The 18,755-nt window shown below is 72.3% G+C and carries 18 protein-coding genes; 13 read left to right on the forward strand and 5 right to left on the reverse strand.

Going from position 1 to position 18,755, the window contains the following annotated elements; all coding sequences use genetic code 11:
- The first annotated feature begins 203 nt into the window (after positions 1-203).
- Entirely contained in the window at positions 204-770 is a 567-nt protein-coding gene (locus ACWD4J_RS06695; protein ID WP_451394213.1) for a helix-turn-helix domain-containing protein, read from the forward strand.
- 182 nt (positions 771-952) lie between these two features.
- Entirely contained in the window at positions 953-1,921 is a 969-nt protein-coding gene (locus ACWD4J_RS06700) for a phosphotransferase (RefSeq protein WP_451394214.1), read from the forward strand.
- Between the two features lie 28 nt (positions 1,922-1,949).
- On the opposite strand, the gene ACWD4J_RS06705 is transcribed toward ACWD4J_RS06700, so the two are convergent.
- Entirely contained in the window at positions 1,950-2,642 is a 693-nt protein-coding gene (locus ACWD4J_RS06705) for a gamma-glutamyl-gamma-aminobutyrate hydrolase family protein (RefSeq protein WP_451394215.1), read from the reverse strand.
- 114 nt (positions 2,643-2,756) lie between these two features.
- On the reverse strand, positions 2,757-3,497 hold the full coding sequence (locus ACWD4J_RS06710; protein ID WP_451394216.1) for a FadR/GntR family transcriptional regulator: 741 nt from the start codon (positions 3,495-3,497) through the stop codon (positions 2,757-2,759).
- A gap of 99 nt (positions 3,498-3,596) precedes the next feature.
- On the opposite strand from ACWD4J_RS06710, the gene ACWD4J_RS06715 reads away from it, so the two are divergent.
- From ACWD4J_RS06715 to ACWD4J_RS06725, 3 genes are read left to right on the forward strand one after another with little or no spacing between them, the layout of a single operon-like run.
- Entirely contained in the window at positions 3,597-4,973 is a 1,377-nt protein-coding gene (locus ACWD4J_RS06715; protein WP_451394217.1) for a glutamine synthetase family protein, read from the forward strand.
- A gap of 8 nt (positions 4,974-4,981) precedes the next feature.
- Positions 4,982-6,364: an aldehyde dehydrogenase family protein gene (locus ACWD4J_RS06720; RefSeq protein ID WP_451394218.1), complete on the forward strand. Its 1,383-nt coding sequence runs from the start codon at positions 4,982-4,984 to the stop codon at positions 6,362-6,364.
- A gap of 7 nt (positions 6,365-6,371) precedes the next feature.
- The gene (locus tag ACWD4J_RS06725) at positions 6,372-7,163 is read left to right on the forward strand and encodes a 3-oxoacyl-ACP reductase (protein ID WP_451394219.1); all 792 of its coding nucleotides are present in this window, start codon (positions 6,372-6,374) and stop codon (positions 7,161-7,163) included.
- Between the two features lie 58 nt (positions 7,164-7,221).
- Here the strand turns inward: ACWD4J_RS06725 and ACWD4J_RS06730 are convergent, their stop codons facing one another.
- Positions 7,222-8,424, reverse strand: a complete 1,203-nt coding sequence (locus ACWD4J_RS06730; RefSeq protein WP_451394220.1) for an amino acid deaminase/aldolase — start codon at positions 8,422-8,424, stop codon at positions 7,222-7,224.
- A 1,042-nt stretch (positions 8,425-9,466) separates the two neighbouring features.
- Between ACWD4J_RS06730 and ACWD4J_RS06735 the strand changes: the two genes are divergently transcribed.
- Positions 9,467-10,606, forward strand: coding sequence for a hypothetical protein (locus tag ACWD4J_RS06735; RefSeq protein ID WP_451394221.1), 1,140 nt, complete (start codon positions 9,467-9,469; stop codon positions 10,604-10,606).
- Positions 10,603-11,769, forward strand: coding sequence for a type VII secretion-associated serine protease mycosin (gene mycP, locus ACWD4J_RS06740; protein WP_451394222.1), 1,167 nt, complete (start codon positions 10,603-10,605; stop codon positions 11,767-11,769). Before ACWD4J_RS06735 ends, mycP begins: the two co-directional genes overlap by 4 nt.
- A 64-nt stretch (positions 11,770-11,833) precedes the next feature.
- On the opposite strand, the gene ACWD4J_RS06745 is transcribed toward mycP, so the two are convergent.
- Positions 11,834-12,856, reverse strand: a complete 1,023-nt coding sequence (locus ACWD4J_RS06745) for a serine hydrolase (RefSeq protein WP_451394223.1) — start codon at positions 12,854-12,856, stop codon at positions 11,834-11,836.
- Positions 12,857-13,022: 166 nt separating this feature from the next.
- On the opposite strand from ACWD4J_RS06745, the gene ACWD4J_RS06750 reads away from it, so the two are divergent.
- Entirely contained in the window at positions 13,023-13,754 is a 732-nt protein-coding gene (locus ACWD4J_RS06750) for an SseB family protein (protein WP_451394224.1), read from the forward strand.
- 51 nt (positions 13,755-13,805) lie between these two features.
- On the opposite strand, the gene ACWD4J_RS06755 is transcribed toward ACWD4J_RS06750, so the two are convergent.
- Positions 13,806-14,225: a DUF1844 domain-containing protein gene (locus ACWD4J_RS06755; RefSeq protein ID WP_451394225.1), complete on the reverse strand. Its 420-nt coding sequence runs from the start codon at positions 14,223-14,225 to the stop codon at positions 13,806-13,808.
- Between the two features lie 439 nt (positions 14,226-14,664).
- Between ACWD4J_RS06755 and infC the strand changes: the two genes are divergently transcribed.
- The 5 genes from infC (at position 14,665) to ACWD4J_RS06780 (ending at position 18,623) form a co-directional block, all read left to right on the forward strand.
- The gene (gene infC / locus ACWD4J_RS06760) at positions 14,665-15,312 is read left to right on the forward strand and encodes a translation initiation factor IF-3 (RefSeq protein WP_451394364.1); all 648 of its coding nucleotides are present in this window, start codon (positions 14,665-14,667) and stop codon (positions 15,310-15,312) included.
- A 137-nt stretch (positions 15,313-15,449) separates the two neighbouring features.
- On the forward strand, positions 15,450-15,644 hold the full coding sequence (gene rpmI / locus ACWD4J_RS06765; protein ID WP_007829094.1) for a 50S ribosomal protein L35: 195 nt from the start codon (positions 15,450-15,452) through the stop codon (positions 15,642-15,644).
- Positions 15,645-15,750: 106 nt separating this feature from the next.
- Positions 15,751-16,137: a 50S ribosomal protein L20 gene (gene rplT, locus ACWD4J_RS06770; RefSeq protein WP_351289963.1), complete on the forward strand. Its 387-nt coding sequence runs from the start codon at positions 15,751-15,753 to the stop codon at positions 16,135-16,137.
- Between the two features lie 248 nt (positions 16,138-16,385).
- A complete protein-coding gene (locus ACWD4J_RS06775; protein ID WP_451394226.1) occupies positions 16,386-17,249 on the forward strand; it encodes a TrmH family RNA methyltransferase in 864 nt (287 codons plus the stop codon).
- A gap of 207 nt (positions 17,250-17,456) precedes the next feature.
- Positions 17,457-18,623, forward strand: coding sequence for an ATP-binding protein (locus ACWD4J_RS06780; protein WP_451394227.1), 1,167 nt, complete (start codon positions 17,457-17,459; stop codon positions 18,621-18,623).
- The last annotated feature ends 132 nt before the right edge of the window (positions 18,624-18,755 follow it).

The following is an 18,755-nucleotide window of genomic DNA, read 5'->3' on the forward strand; positions in this document are numbered from 1 at the left end:
AGTGGGAACGACCCGCCATTGTGTGGACAAGGATGTGACGGGCAGATGAAACCGTTTGCCGAACATGCGTAGGGTGCAGAGAACTCAACAGGGCCCGGAGACCGTACCGGGTTCGTGAGGTCACCCGGGCCGACTCGCGGAATCCGCCGGTCCCGGGACCTGAAAGACCCGACCATGACGATGCACAGGAGGGAGCCGAAGCGATGGACGACAGCAAAGAGACCCTTCGGGTAGGCGCGGCCGTCCGGCGGCGGCGCAGGGCACTGGAGCTCACCCTCGCCGTCGTGGCCGAGCGCAGCGGTCTCTCTGTGCCGTTCCTGAGCCAGGTGGAGAACGAGCGTGCGCGCCCCAGCATGCGCTCCCTCCAGCGGGTCGCGGACGCGCTGGGCACCACGGCCGTGGAACTGCTCGCCGCCGCCGACCCGGCGCGCAGCGTCGCCGTCGTACGGGCCGAGGCGGCTTCCGAGCCCGCGGGCGAACCCCGTGTGCGTCCCCTGGTGACCGGCCGCCACCAGATGCACGCCCAGGAGTTCACCGGCGACCACGACGCCGGCCGGGAGCTCCACCACCGCAACGACAAGCTGATGTACGTGGCCGACGGCGCCGTCGAGGTGGAGGCGGAAGGCAGGGCCTACCGGCTCGGCCGCGGCGACACCCTGTACCTGACCGGCGGCGCCAGACACCGCTGGCGCGCCACAGTCCCGGACACCCGCGTACTCGTCGTGTCCGTGGCGGAGTACATCGAGGCGGCAGAGGACCCACGCCGGTGACCGGCCGCTAGCGGCTACCGCTGTGGGCAATCGTTCCGCAGGGCGCCCTCCGGTACCCCGATCGGCGTAACCGCAAGGAACCCCCACAAGCCCCTGCGCCCGCCGACAAGGCGGGCGCCAACCCCGCCCGCAGGGCAGAAATCAGGTAGCGCGCGCCCGAGAGGGCGCGAATCATGGCGGACATGACTCTCACCGCCCCTCCGGCCGGCGGAGTCCGCACCCCGTGGGAGCACCTCCCGGTCCACGTGCGCGGCGCCGTCGCCGACGTGCTCGGCGCCCCCGTGACCGACGCGGCCACCCAGCGCGGCGGCTTCTCGCCGGGCGTGGCCGCCCGCGTCCGCCTCGCCGACGGCCGTCGCGCCTTCGTGAAGGCGGTGAGCGCCGAGGCCAACCCGGACAGCCCGGAGATGCACCGTACCGAGGCCCGCAACGCCGCCGCCCTGCCCGAGACCATAGCGGCGCCCCGCCTCCTCGGCAGTTACGACGACGGCACCTGGGTGGCCCTCGTCTACGAGGACATCGCCGGACACCAGCCCCACGTGCCATGGCGCGAGGACGAGTTCCACCGGGTCCTCGACGCCGTGAACGACCTCGCGCACGCCCTGAGCCCGTCGCCCTTCGAGGCGCCGACCGTCGCCGAGCGGCAGGCGGACAACTTCCGGGGCTGGGAGCACCTGATCGCCGCGGGGGACACCCACACCCTCGACCCGTGGGCTCGCCGCCATCTGCCCGACCTCGCCGAACTGGCCGCTCCCTGGGCCGGCTTCGCCGCGGGCGACACGCTCGCGCACGGCGATCTCCGCGCGGACAACATGCTGCTCACGGCCGACGAGCGCGTCATCTTCGTCGACTGGCCCCACGCGTCGCTCGCCGCGCCGTGGTTCGACCTCCTCGTCATGCTGCCGTGCGTACGCGCCCAGGGCGGCCCCGACCCCGAGGAGGTGTTCACCAGCCATCCGCTGGGCCGGGCCGCCGACCCGAGGGGTGTCACCTCGGTGCTCGCCGGCCTCGCCGGCTTCTTCGTGCAGCAGGCACGCAGGCCCGCCCCGTCCGGACTGCCGACGCTCAGGGCCTTCCAGTACGCGCAGGGCGCCGCCGCCCTCGAGTGGCTCAGGAAGCGCCTGCGGAAGAAGCGGCGGAAGCAGCGCTAGGCGGCGCACGAAGCAGCACGAAGCGACGCTAGGCCGGGGAGGAGGCAGCGCCGACCAGCGCCCGCATCACCCGCAGGTCCTCGCCCATCTCCGGATGCCACTGCACGCCGAGCACCCAGTGCCGGCCGGGGAGCTCCACGGCCTCGACGGTGCCGTCCTGGGCGTACGCGCAGACCCGCAGGCCCTCGCCGAGCCGGTCCACCGCCTGGTGGTGGTACGTGGGCACGGACGCCTCCTCCGGGACGGCGTCCGCGTACCGCGTGCCCGGCACCGGCTTCACGGCGTGCCGCCCGAACACGCCCACGTCCTGGGTGTGACCCTCGAGGTGCTGGACCAGGGTGCCGCCGAGTGCCACGTTGAGCAGCTGCATGCCGCGGCAGATGCCGAGCAGCGGCGTTCCGGACGCCAGCGCGGCGTCGATCAGGGCGAGTTCCCACGCGTCCCGTTCGCGGGCGGGTGGCCCGGTGCGCGGGTCCCGCTCGGCCCCGTACCGCACCGGTTCGACGTCCGGACCGCCCGCGATGACGAGCCCGTCCAGCCGCGCGAGCGCGGACGCGGCGTGCGCCGGGTCGTCCGGCGGCAGCATCGCGGCGAGGCCGCCCGCGGCCTGCACGAGCCGCGGATAGCCGGCGGGCAGCAGCGCCGCGTCCAGCTCCCAGGCGCCCCAGCGGGCCCCGGACTCCAGATACGTACTGACACCGATCAGCGGTCTGCTCACCATGCACCCCTTCGACGTGCCCGGCGCGCCCGTGGCGCATTCAATGGAACAAAGTCAAACCTTTGCCGCACTGTGCAGCGGAAATCAACCCCGCACAGACAGTCGGGCGACCGCCGCTCACGTCAGGAAGCCCCGCAGCAGGGCCGCCGTTCCCGCGCAGTGTTCCCGCATGATCTCGCGCGCCGCGTCGGCGTCCTGGTCGAGGACGGCCTCCACCAGGGCGGTGTGCTGGCGCTGGGAGTGCTCCAGGTTCCGCACCAGCAGCGGGATGCAGTCCAGGAGGTCGTTGACCTGCGCGCGTACGGCCGCGTACTGCGCGGCCAGGGACGGCGAGCCGCACAGCTCCGCGAGCGTCAGGTGGAGCAGCGTGTCGCGCCGCCGGTAGTCGGCCAGCGGTGCGTCATGGGTCCCGGCCAGGGCGTCGCGCAGCCGCCGGGCCTGCTCGCCCGTCAGCCCGTGCGCCGCGCAGAGCCCGGCGGCGCCGGTCTCCAGCACCTCGCGGAACCGCAGCACGTCCTCGACGTCGGTCTTCTCGACGCGCCGCCGCAGCTCGTCCTCGCCGGGTATACCGGTCCGCTCCACCACGAACGTGCCGCCGTAGCGCCCGCGCTGGGACTCCACCAGGCCCTCTTCCTGCAGGACCTTCAGCACCTCGCGCAGCGTCACCCGGCTGATCCCGAGCCGCTCGGCCAGCTCGCGCTCCGCGGGCAGCCGCCCGCCGCCCGGCACCAGCCCGAGCCGGACCACCTGGAGGATCTGCTCCAGGGCATCCTCGAATCCGTTGCCCGCCCGCACAGGCCGGAGCACCGGTGTCAGCCGGTCGCCGGCATCGGCACCTGATGCATCGGCACCTGACATATGGGCGTACCCCCTTCCTGAACCTTCGGCGAACCCTTCCCAATCAATGGTTCTCAGGAATACCTTAAGTGGCCTCGGCTGACCGAAGGAGACCCTCTCGTGGCAGACGGCACAGCAGACCGCACACCACCGCTCGGCGTCGGGGAACTGCACGCACTCGTCGCGAGCGGCGAGATCGACACCGTCGTCCTGGCCTTCCCCGACATGCAGGGCCGGCTCCAGGGCAAGCGGTTCGCCGCGCGCTTCTTCCTCGACGAGGTCCTCGACCACGGCACCGAGGGCTGCAACTACCTCCTCGCCGTCGACACCGAGATGAACACGGTCGACGGCTACGACATGTCCTCCTGGGACCGCGGCTACGGCGACTTCGCCATGCACCCGGACCTGACCACGCTGCGCCGGGTGCCCTGGAACGAGGGCACGGCGATGCTGATCGCCGACCTCGCCTGGAACGACGGCTCGCCGGTGGTCGCCGCACCCCGGCAGATCCTCCGCCGCCAGCTCGAGCGCCTCGCCGAGCACGGCTTCACCGCCCAGGTCGGCACCGAACTCGAGTTCATCGTCTTCAAGGACACGTACGAGCAGGCATGGGACGCCGCCTACCGCGGCCTGACCCCGGCCAACCAGTACAACATCGACTACTCGGTCCTCGGCACGGGCCGCATCGAGCCCCTGCTGCGCCGCATCCGCAACGACATGGCGGGCGCGGGCCTGACCGTCGAGTCCGCCAAGGGGGAGTGCAACCCGGGCCAGCACGAGATCGCGTTCAAGTACGACGAGGCCCTGGTCACCTGCGACCAGCACGCCATCTACAAGACCGGCGCAAAGGAGATCGCCGCCCAGGAGGGCGTCTCGCTCACCTTCATGGCCAAGTACAACGAGCGCGAGGGCAACTCCTGCCACATCCATCTCTCGCTCGCCGACGCGGACGGCCGGAATGTCATGGCCGGTGCCGGCCCCGGCGGCATGTCGGAGACCATGCGCCACTTCCTCGCCGGACAGCTGGCCGCCCTGCGCGACTTCTCCCTCCTCTACGCCCCCAACATCAACTCCTACAAGCGGTTCCAGCCCGGCTCCTTCGCCCCGACCGCCGTCGCCTGGGGGTACGACAACCGCACCTGCGCCCTGCGCGTCGTCGGCCACGGCCGCTCGATGCGCTTCGAGAACCGGCTGCCGGGCGGCGACGTCAACCCGCACCTCGCCGTCGCGGGCCTCGTGGCGGCCGGCCTGTACGGCATCGAGCAGAAGCTGGAGCTGCCGGAGCCCTGCGCGGGGAACGCGTACGCCGCCGAGTACGAGCACGTCCCCACCACCCTCCGCGAGGCCGCCGAGCTCTGGGAGACCAGCCCCATCGCCGAGGCCGCGTTCGGCGACGAGGTGGTCGCGCACTACCGCAACATGGCGCGCGTCGAGCTGGACGCCTTCGACGCCGCGGTGACCGACTGGGAGCTCCGCCGCTCCTTCGAACGCATGTGAGGCCCTTCTTGTCGTACGAGTCCCACGAGTCCCACGAGCTTCAGGTACTCAATCCGGCCACCGAGGAGGTCGTGGCGACCGTCCCGGCGGCGACCGCTCACGATGTGGACGCGGCGGTGGTGCGCGCCACGGCAGCCCAGGCGCGGTGGGCCGCCCTCGCCCCTGCCGACCGGGCGCGGTCGCTGCGCCGCTTCGCCGCCGCCGTCGACGAACACCTCGAAGAACTCGCCCGGTTGGAGGTCACCGAGGCCGGTCACACGATCGGCAACGCCCGCTGGGAGGCGTCCAACGTCCGCGATCTGCTGGACTACTCGGCCGGGGGAGTGGAGCGGCTGAACGGCCGCCAGATCCCCGTCCCCGGCGGCCTCGACGTCACGCTCCTCGAACCCCTCGGCGTGGTCGGCGTCATCGCGCCCTGGAACTTCCCGATGCCGATCGCCGCCTGGGGGAGCGCCCCCGCACTCGCGGCGGGCAACGCGGTCATCCTCAAGCCCGCCGAGACCACGCCCCTGACCGCGCTCCGGCTGGCCGGACTCGCCCTGGAAGCGGGCCTGCCCGAGCACCTCTTCCAGGTGCTCCCCGGGGAGGGGCCGGTCGCCGGGAACGCCCTCGTCGAACACCCGGGAGTCGCGAAGATCGTCTTCACCGGATCGACGCGCGTCGGCAAGCAGATCATGGCCGAGTGCGCCGACCGCGTGAAGCGCGTGACCCTCGAACTCGGCGGCAAGAGCCCCAACATCGTCTTCGCCGACGCGGACATCGAGGCGGCCGCCCTCAGCGCGCCGATGTCGTTCCTCGACAACTCCGGCCAGGACTGCTGCGCCCGCACCCGCATCCTCGTCCAGCGCACGGCGTACGACCGCTTCCTGGAACTCCTCGCCCCGGCCATCGAGTCCGTCGTCGTCGGCGACCCCGCCGACGAAAAGACCCAGATGGGCCCGCTGATCTCCAAGACCCAGCTGGAGCGGGTCACCTCGTACGTCCCCGGGGACGCGCCCGGAATCCGCGGCACCGCCCCCGAAGGCCCCGGCTTCTGGTTCCCGCCGACCGTCCTCACCGACGTCGACCCGCACGCACGCGTGGCCGTCGAGGAGGTCTTCGGGCCGGTCGCCGTCGTGCTGCCGTTCGAGGACGAGGCCGATGCGATCCGCCTCGCCAACGCCACCGAGTACGGCCTGTCCGGCTCGATCTGGACCCGGGATGTGGGCAGGGCACTCCGCGTCTCCCAGGCGGTACGGGCCGGGAACCTGTCCGTCAACTCCCACTCCAGCGTCCGCTACTGGACCCCCTTCGGCGGCTACAAGCAGTCGGGCCTCGGCCGCGAGCTCGGACCCGACGCCCTCACCGCCTTCACCGAGACCAAGAACGTCTTCATCAGCACGGAGGCCTGAGCCACCCATGACCGAGCAGACCGAGCAGTCCATCTGCCGCCGCCTCGTCGGCCGTACCGCCGTCATCACCGGAGCCGGCAGCGGCATCGGCCTCGCCACCGCGCGCCGGCTCGCCTCCGAGGGCGCGAACGTCGTCTGCGGCGACGTCGACGAGGCGCGCGGCAAGGCCGCGGCCGAGGAGGTCGGCGGGACCTTCGTGAAGGTCGACGTCACCGACCCCGAGCAGGTGGAGGCGCTCTTCAAGACGGCGTACGACACCTACGGCAGCGTCGACGTGGCCTTCAACAACGCGGGCATCTCACCGCCCGACGACGACTCCATCCTGGAGACCGGCCTCGAGGCGTGGAAGCGGGTCCAGGAGGTCAACCTCACCTCCGTCTACCTGTGCTGCAAGGCCGCCATCCCGTACATGCGGCGCCAGGGCAGGGGCTCCATCATCAACACCGCGTCGTTCGTGGCCCGGATGGGCGCCGCGACCTCGCAGATCTCGTACACCGCGTCCAAGGGCGGCGTGCTCGCGATGTCGCGCGAGCTCGGCGTGCAGTTCGCCCGCGAGGGCATCCGCGTCAACGCGCTCTGCCCGGGTCCGGTGAACACGCCGCTGCTGCAGGAGCTGTTCGCCAAGGACCCGGAGCGTGCCGCGCGCCGCCTCGTCCACATCCCCGTGGGCCGGTTCGCCGAGGCCGAGGAGATCGCGGCCGCCGTGGCCTTCCTCGCGAGCGACGACTCGTCGTTCGTCAACGCCACGGACTTCCTGGTGGACGGGGGGATCTCGGGGGCGTACGTCACGCCTCTGTAGTCCCCGCGGCGGTCCCGGGCGAGGCCGCAGCGGTGCCTCGTGCCTCCTCGGCGTCTCCTCAGAGGAACGTGCGCCCCTCGCCCCGGTACGTCGGGACGGTCGCCGTCACGGTCTCCCCCTGGACCAGGTGCAGCTCGTCGAACCGTTCGCACAGCTCCCCGGCCTTGGCGTGCCGGAACCACACCTTGTCGCCGATCAGCAGATCGTCCGCGGGACCGCCCAGCAGCGGGGTCTGCACCTCGCCGGGTCCCTCCTGGGGGTCGTACCGCAGCCCCTCGGGCAGATACGGCACCGGCAGCCGGTCGGCGCCCGCAGCACCCGACGCGGGGTACCCGCCGCCCAGCACCGTCACCACACCCACCCCCGGCCTGCGGACGACGGGCTGTGCGAACAGGGCGGCCGGACGCCCGCTGAACGACGTGTAGTTGTCGAAGAGCCGGGGCACGTAGAGCCCCGAACCTGCGGCGATCTCCGTGACTGCGTCCTCGGCCGCGGTGTGCTGCACGCTGCCCGTGCCGCCGCCGTTCACGAACTCCAGATCGGGCGCCACGGCACGCACCGCGCGGATCGCCTCCGCACGGCGCTCGGCGAGCTCACGCCGGGCCGCCGCCTGCATCAACCGGATCGCGCGTGACCGCAGAGGCCGTCCGGCGACGGAGTCGCCCACTCCCGCGATGTGCCCTTCGTACCCCATCACGCCGACCAGCCGGAAGCCCGGCCGACGGGCCACCGCGCGTGCCAGCTCGGCCAGTTGGGCCGGCGAGTGCAGGGGTGAGCGCCGCGCTCCGACCCGTATCCGTCCGCCGAGCAGGCGCAGCGACGTGTCCAGTTCCAGACAGACCCGCACCTCCTCGCGGCCGCCGTCCCGGGCGTCGTCGATGAGGTGGAGCTGCGCCGGGTCGTCGATCATCACGGTCACGGCTGCCGCGAGCTTGGCGTCGCTCGTCAGCTCGGCGAACGCCTTCCGGTCGGCCGACGGATAGGCGAGCAGGACGTCGTCGAACCCGGAACGCGCGAGCCAGAGCGACTCGGCGAGCGTGAACGACATGATCCCGGTGAACCCCTCACGGGCCAGCACGCGTTCGAGCAGGGCCCGGCAGCGAACGGACTTGCTGGCGACCCGGATCGGCTTGCCTCCCGCCCGGCGTACGAGATCCGCGGCGTTGGCGTCGAAGGCGTCCAGATCCACGATCGCCAGGGGAGCCTCGAGATGGGCTGTGGCCCGGTCGTACCGGGCTCGGTCGGTGGCACGGGCAGTCATGGCGGAAGCCTGCCAGACCGGATTACCGCAGGGTAGGGGGATGTTCCGGGCAGATCGCCCCGGCCCGCGGACCGGTTCCCGTTCGGGCCGCGTCAGCCCGTAGAGTGACGCGAACGCAGGAGAGAACGCGACGCGCCTGTGCCTGAGGGGCTACAGGCCGGCCCCGGCCGGTCTGCCCGGGCATCGCGGCCGGGCACCAGGAAACGGGGGGTGCATGAGCGCCGAACCACGACGCGCCCCTACCCCGCCACGCCCGGCGACACCTCCCCGTACGTTCGCGGATGCAGCGCCGGCGGTGGACGCAGCCGCCACTGGGGGCGCGTCGTCCCCGTCACGTGCGACGGACAACGCTTCGAGTTCGAGTTCGACTTCGACGAACACGTCTGCCGGAGGCGCGGCCCGGACGGCGGCTGCCCCCCTGCCGCGGCCCGGCTCCGCGGCCGCGGAGCCCCCGCCCCCGCCCGCCTCGGCCCGCTTCCCCGACGCGCCGCCGACACCGACGGGTTCGGTACGTCTTCCGGATGCGGTGCCTGCGCCGTCGGATTCGGTGCGTCTTACGGATGGGCCGTCGGGTTCCGTGCCCCGTCCGGATGCGGTGCCCGCTGCGGCCGTCTCGGCGCGCTTCTCCGACGCGGCGCCGACATCGACGGGTTCGGTACGTCTTCCGGATGCGTCGTCTGCGACGACCCGGGGGGTGCCCCTTCCGGATGCCGTGCCCGCTCGGACCGGTTCCGTGCCCCTTCCGGACGAGGTGCCCGCCCCGACGGGTTCCGCGCGCACCCTGGGCACCTCGCCCGCCGGTCCTCTCGTTCCGCCGAGACCGGTGGTCGCCCCGAGACCGGCCGAGTGGAGCGCCCGGACAGGGGCCGACGGCGCGGCGCCTGCCGATGGCGTACGACCCGTCGTACCGCCGCAGCCTGCCGCACCCCCGAGCACCGGTACCCGGGACGCAGCCGTTCCCCCGCCCCCGCCGACTCCGCCCGGGCGTCCGGCGGTTCCGCCGGCCCGGACGCCGGGTCGGCCTGGAATGCCCGGTGGCGCGGTGGACGACGCGGCCGGACCTCTCGCGTCGAGCCCTGCTTCCAAGGCCGACGGGCCGACGGGTGGTGCGGCCGGTTCAGGGCCGTCCGCTGCGCGCGAGGAGCGGCCCGCCGAGACCACTGCCCGTCTGCGCCCCATCAAGGACGACAGCCACCCGGGGAGCGGACCGGCCCGGGCGGCCGCGTCCTCGGCCACGACACCGGCCGCCGGTGTGCCCATAGCCGCGTTCCCGACGGTTCCGGGTCCCTCCGGTATCGCCACCACCGCCGGAACCGCCATCCACGCCGCCGGTCCGACGCTCGGGCACGGAGCCGGGTGGCCGTTCGCGGCCTTCGCACAGCAGGACGCGTACGACGACACCACGCCGCCGCGGCCCATCAGGACGCGGAGCCGGCCGAAGGTCGCGGCAGCCGTGGTCTGCGCCGTACTCGGCCTCGGGCTCATAGGCGGTGCCGTGACGGGGAGCTGGCTGACCGGCGACAGCTCGGCGGCGGCCGGCAGCCAGAACTCCTTCGCGGCGGCCGGCGACCTGTGGCACAGCGTCCCCGTCGACCAGCTGTTCCCGCCCGTCGTCAAGGGCGACGGCGCGGGCCCCGGCGGAGCCGACCGCGTCTGGACGCGGATCGCCGTCGCCCCGGACAGCGGCTGCAAGACCGCCTTCGACCCCCTGCTGCACAAGGCGCTGGCCCCCGTCGGATGTCTGCGCCTGCTGCGCGCCACCTACACGGACGCCACCCGCAGCAACGTCACGACCGTCGGCCTGCTGTTCACCAAGGCCGACGCCGCGGGCATGCGCGCGCTGCACACCCGCTTCGAGGACGAAGGGCTCGACCGGCGCACGGACCTGATGCCCCGGCCGTACGCGGCGAAGGGCACCGTCGCCGACGACTTCGGCGACGACCAGCGGGCGTCCTGGACCGTCTCCGTGCTCACCGACGCCCCGGTCGTCGTCTACGCGGTCTCCGGCTTCGCCGACGGCCGCACCGTCGAGGAACCGCAGCCCGCCGCCGACGCCATGAAGGCCGGCGCCACCACCGCCCCCGCCCAGGCGGGCCTCGGCCACGAGGCGAAGGGCCTCGCCGACCGTGTCGAGCGGAGCCTGCGGAAAACCGTCACCGCGGCCACGGAGAAACACTCATGAAGCGCATCGGGCACGCCCTCCTGGCCGCCCCCCTCGCCTTCGCGCTCGCGCTGCTGCCCGCCACCGCCGCCCACGCCGACGCCATCCGCGCACGGCAATGGGGCCTGGACGCGCTCCACACCCAGCAGGCATGGCGTACGACGAAGGGCAAGGGCATCACCGTCGCCGTACTGGACACCGGTGTGGACGCCACCCACCCCGATCTCGTGGGCAACGTCCTCAAGGGCAAGGACCTGGTCGGCTTCGGCGCGCAGCGCGGCGACGAGACCTGGGCCAACCACGGCACGGGCATGGCCGGGATCATCGCGGGCCACGGACACGGCCCGGGCAACGCCGACGGCGTGCTCGGCGTCGCCCCGGAGGCCAAGATCCTCCCGGTCCGGGTGATCCTCGAGGACGGCGACCCGGCCCGGAAGAGGGCGCGCGCCACCCGCGGCGACGCCCTCGCGGAGGGCATCCGCTGGGCCGCCGACCACGGCGCCGACGTCATCAACCTCTCGCTGGGCGACGACTCCAAGTCGGCCCACCCCGAGCCCTCCGAGGACGCCGCCGTCCAGTACGCGCTGAAGAAGGGCGTGGTCGTCGTCGCCTCCGCAGGCAACGGCGGCGAGAAGGGCGACCACATCTCGTACCCCGCCGCATATCCCGGCGTGATCGCCGTGACCGCCGTCGACCGCTACGGCACACGCGCGTCCTTCTCCACCCGCCGCTGGTACGCGACCGTCGGCGCGCCCGGCTTCGACGTCGTCGGGGCCGACCCGGACCGCAGGTACTACGAGCTCTGGGGCACGAGCGCCGCATCAGCGTTCGTCTCGGGCGCCGTCGCGCTCGTCCGCGCCGCCCACCCCGGCCTCGACCCCGCCCAGATCAAACAGCTCCTCGAGGACACCGCCCGCGACTCCCCGGCCGGCGGCCGCGACGACTCCCGCGGCTACGGCATCGTCGACCCCGCCGCCGCCATCCGCGAGGGCGCCGACCTCCCGAAGGACGACCTGCGCGCGGCGGCCTACGGAAAGAAGTACTTCGGCCCCGGCCCGACCGACTCCGGCTCCGGCGACGGCCCGGCCGACTGGGCCGGCCCGCTCGCGGCCGGCCTGGGCGCCGTGCTGCTGGCGGCGGCGGTCGTGCTGTGGCGGGGGCGGCGAGGAATCCGCCTGAGCTGACCCGGGCCGCCGAGCGGGTGCGTGGCGCGTGCGCCCGGCAGTCGGGCCAAGCGCGCCGCAGGCGCTACGCGTCCAGCTCCGCGGCCGCCGAGACCGCCGCCTTCGCCGCCCGTTCGACCAGGGAGACACCCTTCTCCTTGGACGCGTTGCCGCCCGAAAGGACGGCGACCAGGTACTGCCGGCCGTCCACCGTGACCCGCCCGATGCTGTTGATGTCCCACAGCGCGGTCGTACTGCGCTGCAGCCAGCCGTTCTTCAGCGCCCACCCGGAGCCGGCCGCGGCCGAGACACCCCAGTCCTGATCCGTGGCGATCTTCCCCATCAGCTCCTGGATGTACGCCCGCGATGCCTCGGTCAGCTCCGAGGAGGAGCTGGACGACGACTCGGACGACGTGCCGGCGGACGACGTCGAGTCCGCCGCCCCGAACACCGCCCGCAACAGCGCCACCTGGTCGTCCGCCGTCGTCTGCGTAAGACCCCAGCGGCCGTTCACACCGGCCACCGTCGAGGTGAGCCCCAGCCGCTTGTTGGCCGCGTTCAGCCCGTCGGCGCCGCCGATCACCTGCCACAGTGCCGTCGCCGACGCGTTGTCGCTGTTCTCGATCATCGCCGTCGCGTACGTGCGCTCCTGCGTCGTCAGGTGCCGCCCCGCGTCCTGCGCCTGCAGCAGCAGCGCCGCCAGAATGTCGACCTTGACGATGCTCGCGGTGTCGAACGTCGAGCCGTCCGCGTACACCGCGGCACTGCTGACGCTGCCGCCGTCACCGCCGTCACCGCCGTCGTCCGCCGATGCCTGGACGTCGCCGCTGTCCAGCGCGGTGACCGCGACGGACAGCCGCGCGTCTCCGTCAGGATCCGGCAGCACGTCCGCGAGCGCCTCGGCGAGCGCGTCGTCGGGGTCCACCGTGGGCTCCTCGGTCGGGGTCTGCGACGGCGACGGATCGGCCGACGCCGTCACGGGGACCGTCGCCGACGATGTGGCAGTCACGGAGTGCGCGATACCGACCGCGTCGAGGACCGAGCTGCAGCCCGCCAGCGATCCGACCAGGGCGGTGGTGGCGCAGACCATGCGTATGTGCCGATGCATGCCTGGATGCTCTGCGGTCGCCCTGTGCGGACGGTAAGACGAATCTCAGCGTGCACTGTGAAGACCATGAAGACCGTCTTGAAGACCGCCTGCCGAGGGGGCGGCGGAGCAAGCCGGCGATATGCCGCCTACGGGCGGCGTCCGACGGGTCGATAGGGTCGTGACCGTGGCGAACAAGAACATCCCGGACCCCGGTTTCTCCGACGACGACGGCTCGGCCGACCCCGCGCTGAGCGCCGCGCTCGCCGTCTGGGCCGAGGACCGGACGGCCGAGCAGCCGGTACTGGAGGCCCTCAAGGGCGCCCGGCTCCTGGTCCCCGTCGTCGCCATCCTCGGTGAGGTCGAGGAGGACGAGAACGGTCTGCGCCGCGAGAAGACCAGCGACATGGCCGTGCCCACGCTCAAGGCGGGCGCGCGCACCGCGCTGCCCGCCTTCACGTCCACCGAGTCCCTGGCCCGGTGGGACCCGGCCGCCCGACCCGTCGCCGTCCCCCTGCATCAGGCGCTCCAGGCCGCGGCCCACGAAAAGGCCGACACGATCGTGCTGGACCTCGCGGGCCCCGTACCGTACGAGCTCACCGGAGCCGCCCTGCTCGCCCTCGCCGAGGGGCGCACCAGCACCGATCCGCTCGCCGACCCCGCCGTCACCGAAGCGGTGCGCGCCGCCGTCGCCGCCGAGCCCGCGGTTCTCCGTGCCCACCTCGGCCCCGGCAGCGCCGACGGCACCCTCGCCCTCGTCCTCGATCCCGCCGCCGCCCCGGCCGAGGCGGTCCGCCGCGTCGCCGAGCGCCTGGCAGCCGACGACACACTGAGGGCCCGCCTGGTCCGCGGCCTCGATCTGGCAGTGCTGCCGACCGGGACGACACCACCGGGCGAGCCCCTCTTTGTGCGTTCCTGACGCGCGTATGCGGGTGTGCGTCTGACGTCTACGTCGTACGGGACCGACGACTCAGCCGAAGACCGGACCCGTGTACTTCTCGCCCGGGCCCTTGCCCACCTCGTCCGGTACCAGCGAAGCCTCGCGGAACGCCAGCTGCAGCGACTTCAGCCCGTCGCGCAGCGGAGCGGCGTGGAAGGAGCTGATCTCCGTCGTGCTCGCGTCGAGCAGACCGGCCAGCGCGTGCACCAGCTTGCGGGCCTCGTCCAGGTCCTTGTGCTCGTCGCCGTCCTCGGTGAGGCCGAGTTTCACGGCGGCGGCGCTCATCAGGTTGACCGCGACCGTCACGATCACCTCGACCGCGGGAACCTCCGCGATGTCGCGGGTCAGGGCGTCGAAATCGGGGGTCTCCTCGGCCGTCACCGGAGAGGTGGCAGCCACCGCGGAGTCGGCAGGCGCCGAGGCGTCGGTCGGGGGGGTCGCGTCGTTCATGCCCCACACGATAGGCCCAGCCGCGCCGGCCCCCGTCTGCGGGAGCCCGCGGTGAGGGCACGGAAGCCCACAGTGAGATCTCAGGTCCCCGGAGTGCGTCCTCGGAAGTCCGGTGCGGGGTGATTAGCCCCGTACCCGCAGAGCTGATAGCCTTGCGTAATGACCGGTCGGACACCGACGTGCCCGACCCACAAAGTGGAGGCTCCGAACTCCCACCTGACCGCCCTCGCGGGCGGCGGGTCACCGGTCAGACGGTCCGCCTTTTGGTGATGTCCGTCCGATGCGCCCCGCGGTCTCGCGACGGTGCTCCGGTTGTGCAAGGAGCCCCGCATGTGATCGTCCGGGGCATTTTTCGTGCGCCGGCGCGGTTAGGTCCAACGAACACAGACGTTACGCGGCTGTCCGCCAGACTGTCGCGCGGTGCTACCGAGGAGGATCCATCAGCGCCGAGCCCCGCATCAACGACCGGATTCGCGTTCCCGAGGTGCGACTTGTCGGTCCCAGCGGCGAGCAGGTCGGGATTGTCCCGCTTGCCAAGGCCCTGGAGCTTGCGCAGGAGTACGACCTGGACCTGGTCGAGGTCGCGGCGAACGCCCGTCCGCCCGTGTGCAAGCTCATGGACTACGGGAAGTTCAAGTACGAGTCGGCCATGAAGGCCCGTGAGGCGCGCAAGAACCAGGCGCACACGGTCATCAAGGAGATGAAGCTCCGGCCGAAGATCGACCCGCACGACTACGACACCAAGAAGGGTCATGTCGTCCGGTTCCTCAAGCAGGGCGACAAAGTCAAGATCACGATCATGTTCCGTGGCCGCGAGCAGTCCCGGCCGGAGCTGGGTTACCGGCTGCTGCAGCGCCTCGCGGAGGACGTCCAGGACCTCGGTTTCATCGAGTCGAACCCGAAGCAGGACGGCCGCAACATGATCATGGTCCTCGGGCCGCACAAGAAGAAGACCGAAGCGATGGCCGAGGCCCGCGAGGCCCAGGCGGCCCGCAAGGCGGAGGCGAAGGCCAACCCCGGCCGTTCGCAGAACGCCGCCGACGAGCAGCCCGCCGAGGCCCCGGCCGAGGCTTCCGCCGAGGCCTGATCCCAGGACGCCAGTCCCGGGGGTCCAAGCGTCCCGGGGCGCCAGTCCAGGGATGTCAACCGATACATCTGACGCTCCCGCATGCCCGGTTGAAAGACCGGGCATCGGAGCGCCACTGACGAGGAGAGAACGGCGCTATGCCGAAGAACAAGTCGCACAGCGGTGCCAGCAAGCGCTTCAAGGTCACCGGCTCCGGCAAGGTGCTCCGTGAGCGCGCCGGCAAGCGCCACCTGCTCGAGCACAAGTCGTCCCGTCTGACGCGTCGCCTCACCGGCAACGCCGAGATGGCCCCGGGCGACGCCAAGAAGATCAAGAAGCTTCTCGGCAAGTGACGTCGTGGCCCCCGGCGAGCGGGGGCCGTATGACGCCAGGACCGGGACCCATTCGATACCGGGCCGTGTGACGACACACCACGGCCCCGCTACAAGGAGTTAAGAAGTGGCACGCGTCAAGCGGGCAGTCAACGCCCACAAGAAGCGCCGGGCGATCCTCGAGCAGGCCAGCGGCTACCGCGGTCAGCGCTCGCGCCTCTACCGCAAGGCGAAGGAGCAGGTCACCCACTCCCTCGTCTACAACTACAACGACCGCAAGAAGCGCAAGGGCGACTTCCGTCAGCTGTGGATCCAGCGCATCAACGCCGCTGCCCGCGCCAACGGCATCACCTACAACCGCTTCATCCAGGGCCTGAAGGCTGCGGGCGTCGAGGTGGACCGCAAGATCCTCGCCGAGCTGGCCGTCAACGACGCCGGTGCGTTCGCCGCGCTCGTTGAGGTTGCGCAGAAGGCGCTGCCGAGCGACGTCAACGCGCCGAAGACGGCGGCCTGACGGCTCGCCGCCCCCAGCGTTAACGGACCCGCAGGCCTTGGGCCTGCGGGTCCGGTTGTGTCCGGCCCCGGTCAGCCCGGTCCCTCTCACCGCAAGAGGCACCGTGCGTCGTGGGTTGTGCCCACCCTCCCCCAGCTACCGCTGGGAGGTGCCCCCAGCCCTGGGGGTACCTCCCAGGCCCTTAAGGCACTGGGGGAGGAACGACTGCCCACAACGGTGCCCACAGTTCCGTACCCGAAAGTGAGTCCATGTCCGGCCCCGAGCTGATCTCCCCGCGCTCGCCGCGTGTCTCCGCCGCCAGGCGGCTGGCGAGGCGCAACTTCCGCGGCAAGGAGCGGCGGTTCCTCGCCGAGGGGCCGCAGGCCGTGCGGGAGGCGGTCAGGTACCGGACGGACGAGGGGCCAGCGCTCGTCGAGCTGTTCGCCACCCCCGAGGCCGCCGAGCGGTACGCCGACATCGTCGGGGACGCACGGGCCGCCGGGGCCCGGGTACATCTGGCGGCCGACGAGGTGATCGGCGAGATCTCGACAACGGTCACCCCGCAGGGCCTCGTCGGGGTGTGCCGGTTCCTCGACACGGACTTCGACGACATCCTCGCGGCCCGGCCCCGGCTCGTCGCCGTCCTCGCGCACGTCCGGGACCCCGGCAACGCCGGCACGGTGCTGCGGTGCGCGGACGCCGCGGGAGCCGACGCCGTCGTCCTCACCGACGCGTCCGTGGACCTGTACAACCCGAAGGCGGTGCGCGCCTCCGTCGGTTCGTTGTTCCATCTGCCCGTCGCGGTCGGAGTGCCCGTCGACCGGGCCGTCCAGGGCCTCAAGGACGCGGGCGTACGCATCCTCGCCGCCGACGGCGCGGGGGAGCACGACCTCGACACCGAGCTCGACCATGGCACCATGGGCGGCCCCACCGCCTGGGTCTTCGGCAACGAGGCCTGGGGCCTGCCGGAGGAGACCCGCGCCCTCGCCGACGCCGTCGTCCGCGTGCCGATCCACGGAAAAGCCGAGAGCCTGAACCTCGCGACCGCCGCGGCCGTCTGTCTCTATGCCTCCGCACGCGCGCAGCGGGCCACCGGAGGGTGCCGTGCCACGGCGCCCGGGACGGTTCACTGAGGAAACGGGGGCGCCTGCGCGACGTCGGCGCAATCGCACGGCGCGCCGTCACAGGGTGTCGCCCTGTAACCGACGCCTAGTAGGGTGACGCACTCGGGGGCCTCCCCCCCAAGCTCTCGGCTTCTCCTCCCATGCCTCAAGGGCCTGGGAGGTACCCCCGGAGCAGGGAGGTACCCCCGCCGCCGGTTCGAGAGGTGGGGTACGGGGATGGCTGTCGGCACAGGCAGGGCGGCGGAGGCAGGAAGGGCCTTCGCTCCTTCTTCGTGCGGCCCGGACGACCCGGACGGCCTGCACGACCTGCACGACCTGGACGACCTGGAGAACCTGGGAATCGTCCCCGACGACCTGCCCGACGGCCTCGTCGTCGCCGACGAGAACGGCCGCGTCATCTGCTTCAACCGCGCGGCCTCCCGTATCACCGCCGTTCGGCGCTCCGACGCCATCGGCCGCCCGCTCGAGCACGTCCTCCCGCTGGAGGATCTCGAAGGCCGCCGCTGGTGGCAGCTCACCGATCCGTACGGCGGCCTCGCCACCCGCGTCGGGCAGCCCGAGCGCAATCTGCTGCTGCCGGGCGGCCGCGAGGTCCTGGTCTGCGCGCGGTACGTGCGCACCGCGCCCACCGGACCCGTGCGCCGCGTCGTCGTCTCGCTCCGCGACACCGAGGCGCGCCGCCGCACCGAGCGCAGCCACGCCGAGCTGATAGCGACCGTCGCCCATGAGCTGCGCTCGCCGCTCACCTCCGTGAAGGGCTTCACGGCGACGCTGCTGGCCAAGTGGGAGCGGTTCACCGACGACCAGAAGCGGCTGATGTTGGAGACCGTCGACGCCGACGCCAGCCGCGTCACACGGCTGATCGCCGAGCTCCTCGACATCTCGCGGATCGACTCCGGCCGGCTGGAGGTTCGCCGGCAGCCCGTCGACATCGGGGCGGCGGTGGCCCGCCACATCCAGTCGCACGTCGCCGCGGGCCAGTCCGCCGACCGTTTCCTCGTACGGATCGAACACCCGCTGCCCGATCTGTGGGCCGACCCCGATAAGATCGACCAAGTGCTGAGCAACCTGCTGGAAAACGCGGTGCGGCACGGCGAGGGAACCGTCACCATCGAGGTGGCGTCCGCGCCCCTCAAGAACCAGTCGGCAGGAACGGCAGTCACCGTGAGCGACGAAGGTCCCGGCATCCCCGAGGAGTCGATGGGCCGCGTCTTCACCCGCTTCTGGCGGGGCAGCAAGCGCGGCGGGACCGGCCTGGGCCTGTACATCGTCAAGGGCATCGTCGAGGTCCACGGCGGGACCATCACGGTCGGGCGCGCGCCCGGCGGTGGCGCCCAGTTCCGATTTACGTTGCCCGTGGGCACCCCGGCCTATCTGCTCTGAGCCGGATCCAGCCGCCCGCGGGCTCATTCGCACACCTCACCCCCGTTAGACTCGGCCATTGGCACGTTTGTGTCCGCGTTCCTGGGCGACAGCGCCCCCGAGTCGGAACGGGGCCTTCAGCCAGCCAACCGG

The sequence above is a fragment of the Streptomyces sp. NPDC002577 genome, assembly GCF_053594815.1.

Bases quoted from the DNA above. Each gene is read 5' to 3' on its own strand.
- ACWD4J_RS06695 (WP_451394213.1), top strand. From the start codon at position 204: ATGGACGACAGCAAAGAGACCCTTCGGGTAGGCGCGGCCGTCCGGCGG.
- ACWD4J_RS06700 (WP_451394214.1), top strand. From the start codon at position 953: ATGACTCTCACCGCCCCTCCGGCCGGCGGAGTCCGCACCCCGTGGGAG.
- ACWD4J_RS06705 (WP_451394215.1), bottom strand. From the start codon at position 2,642: ATGGTGAGCAGACCGCTGATCGGTGTCAGTACGTATCTGGAGTCCGGG.
- ACWD4J_RS06710 (WP_451394216.1), bottom strand. From the start codon at position 3,497: ATGTCAGGTGCCGATGCATCAGGTGCCGATGCCGGCGACCGGCTGACA.
- ACWD4J_RS06725 (WP_451394219.1), top strand. From the start codon at position 6,372: ATGACCGAGCAGACCGAGCAGTCCATCTGCCGCCGCCTCGTCGGCCGT.
- ACWD4J_RS06730 (WP_451394220.1), bottom strand. From the start codon at position 8,424: ATGACTGCCCGTGCCACCGACCGAGCCCGGTACGACCGGGCCACAGCC.
- mycP (WP_451394222.1), top strand. From the start codon at position 10,603: ATGAAGCGCATCGGGCACGCCCTCCTGGCCGCCCCCCTCGCCTTCGCG.
- ACWD4J_RS06745 (WP_451394223.1), bottom strand. From the start codon at position 12,856: ATGCATCGGCACATACGCATGGTCTGCGCCACCACCGCCCTGGTCGGA.
- ACWD4J_RS06755 (WP_451394225.1), bottom strand. From the start codon at position 14,225: ATGAACGACGCGACCCCCCCGACCGACGCCTCGGCGCCTGCCGACTCC.
- rpmI (WP_007829094.1), top strand. From the start codon at position 15,450: ATGCCGAAGAACAAGTCGCACAGCGGTGCCAGCAAGCGCTTCAAGGTC.
- ACWD4J_RS06775 (WP_451394226.1), top strand. From the start codon at position 16,386: ATGTCCGGCCCCGAGCTGATCTCCCCGCGCTCGCCGCGTGTCTCCGCC.
- ACWD4J_RS06780 (WP_451394227.1), top strand. From the start codon at position 17,457: ATGGCTGTCGGCACAGGCAGGGCGGCGGAGGCAGGAAGGGCCTTCGCT.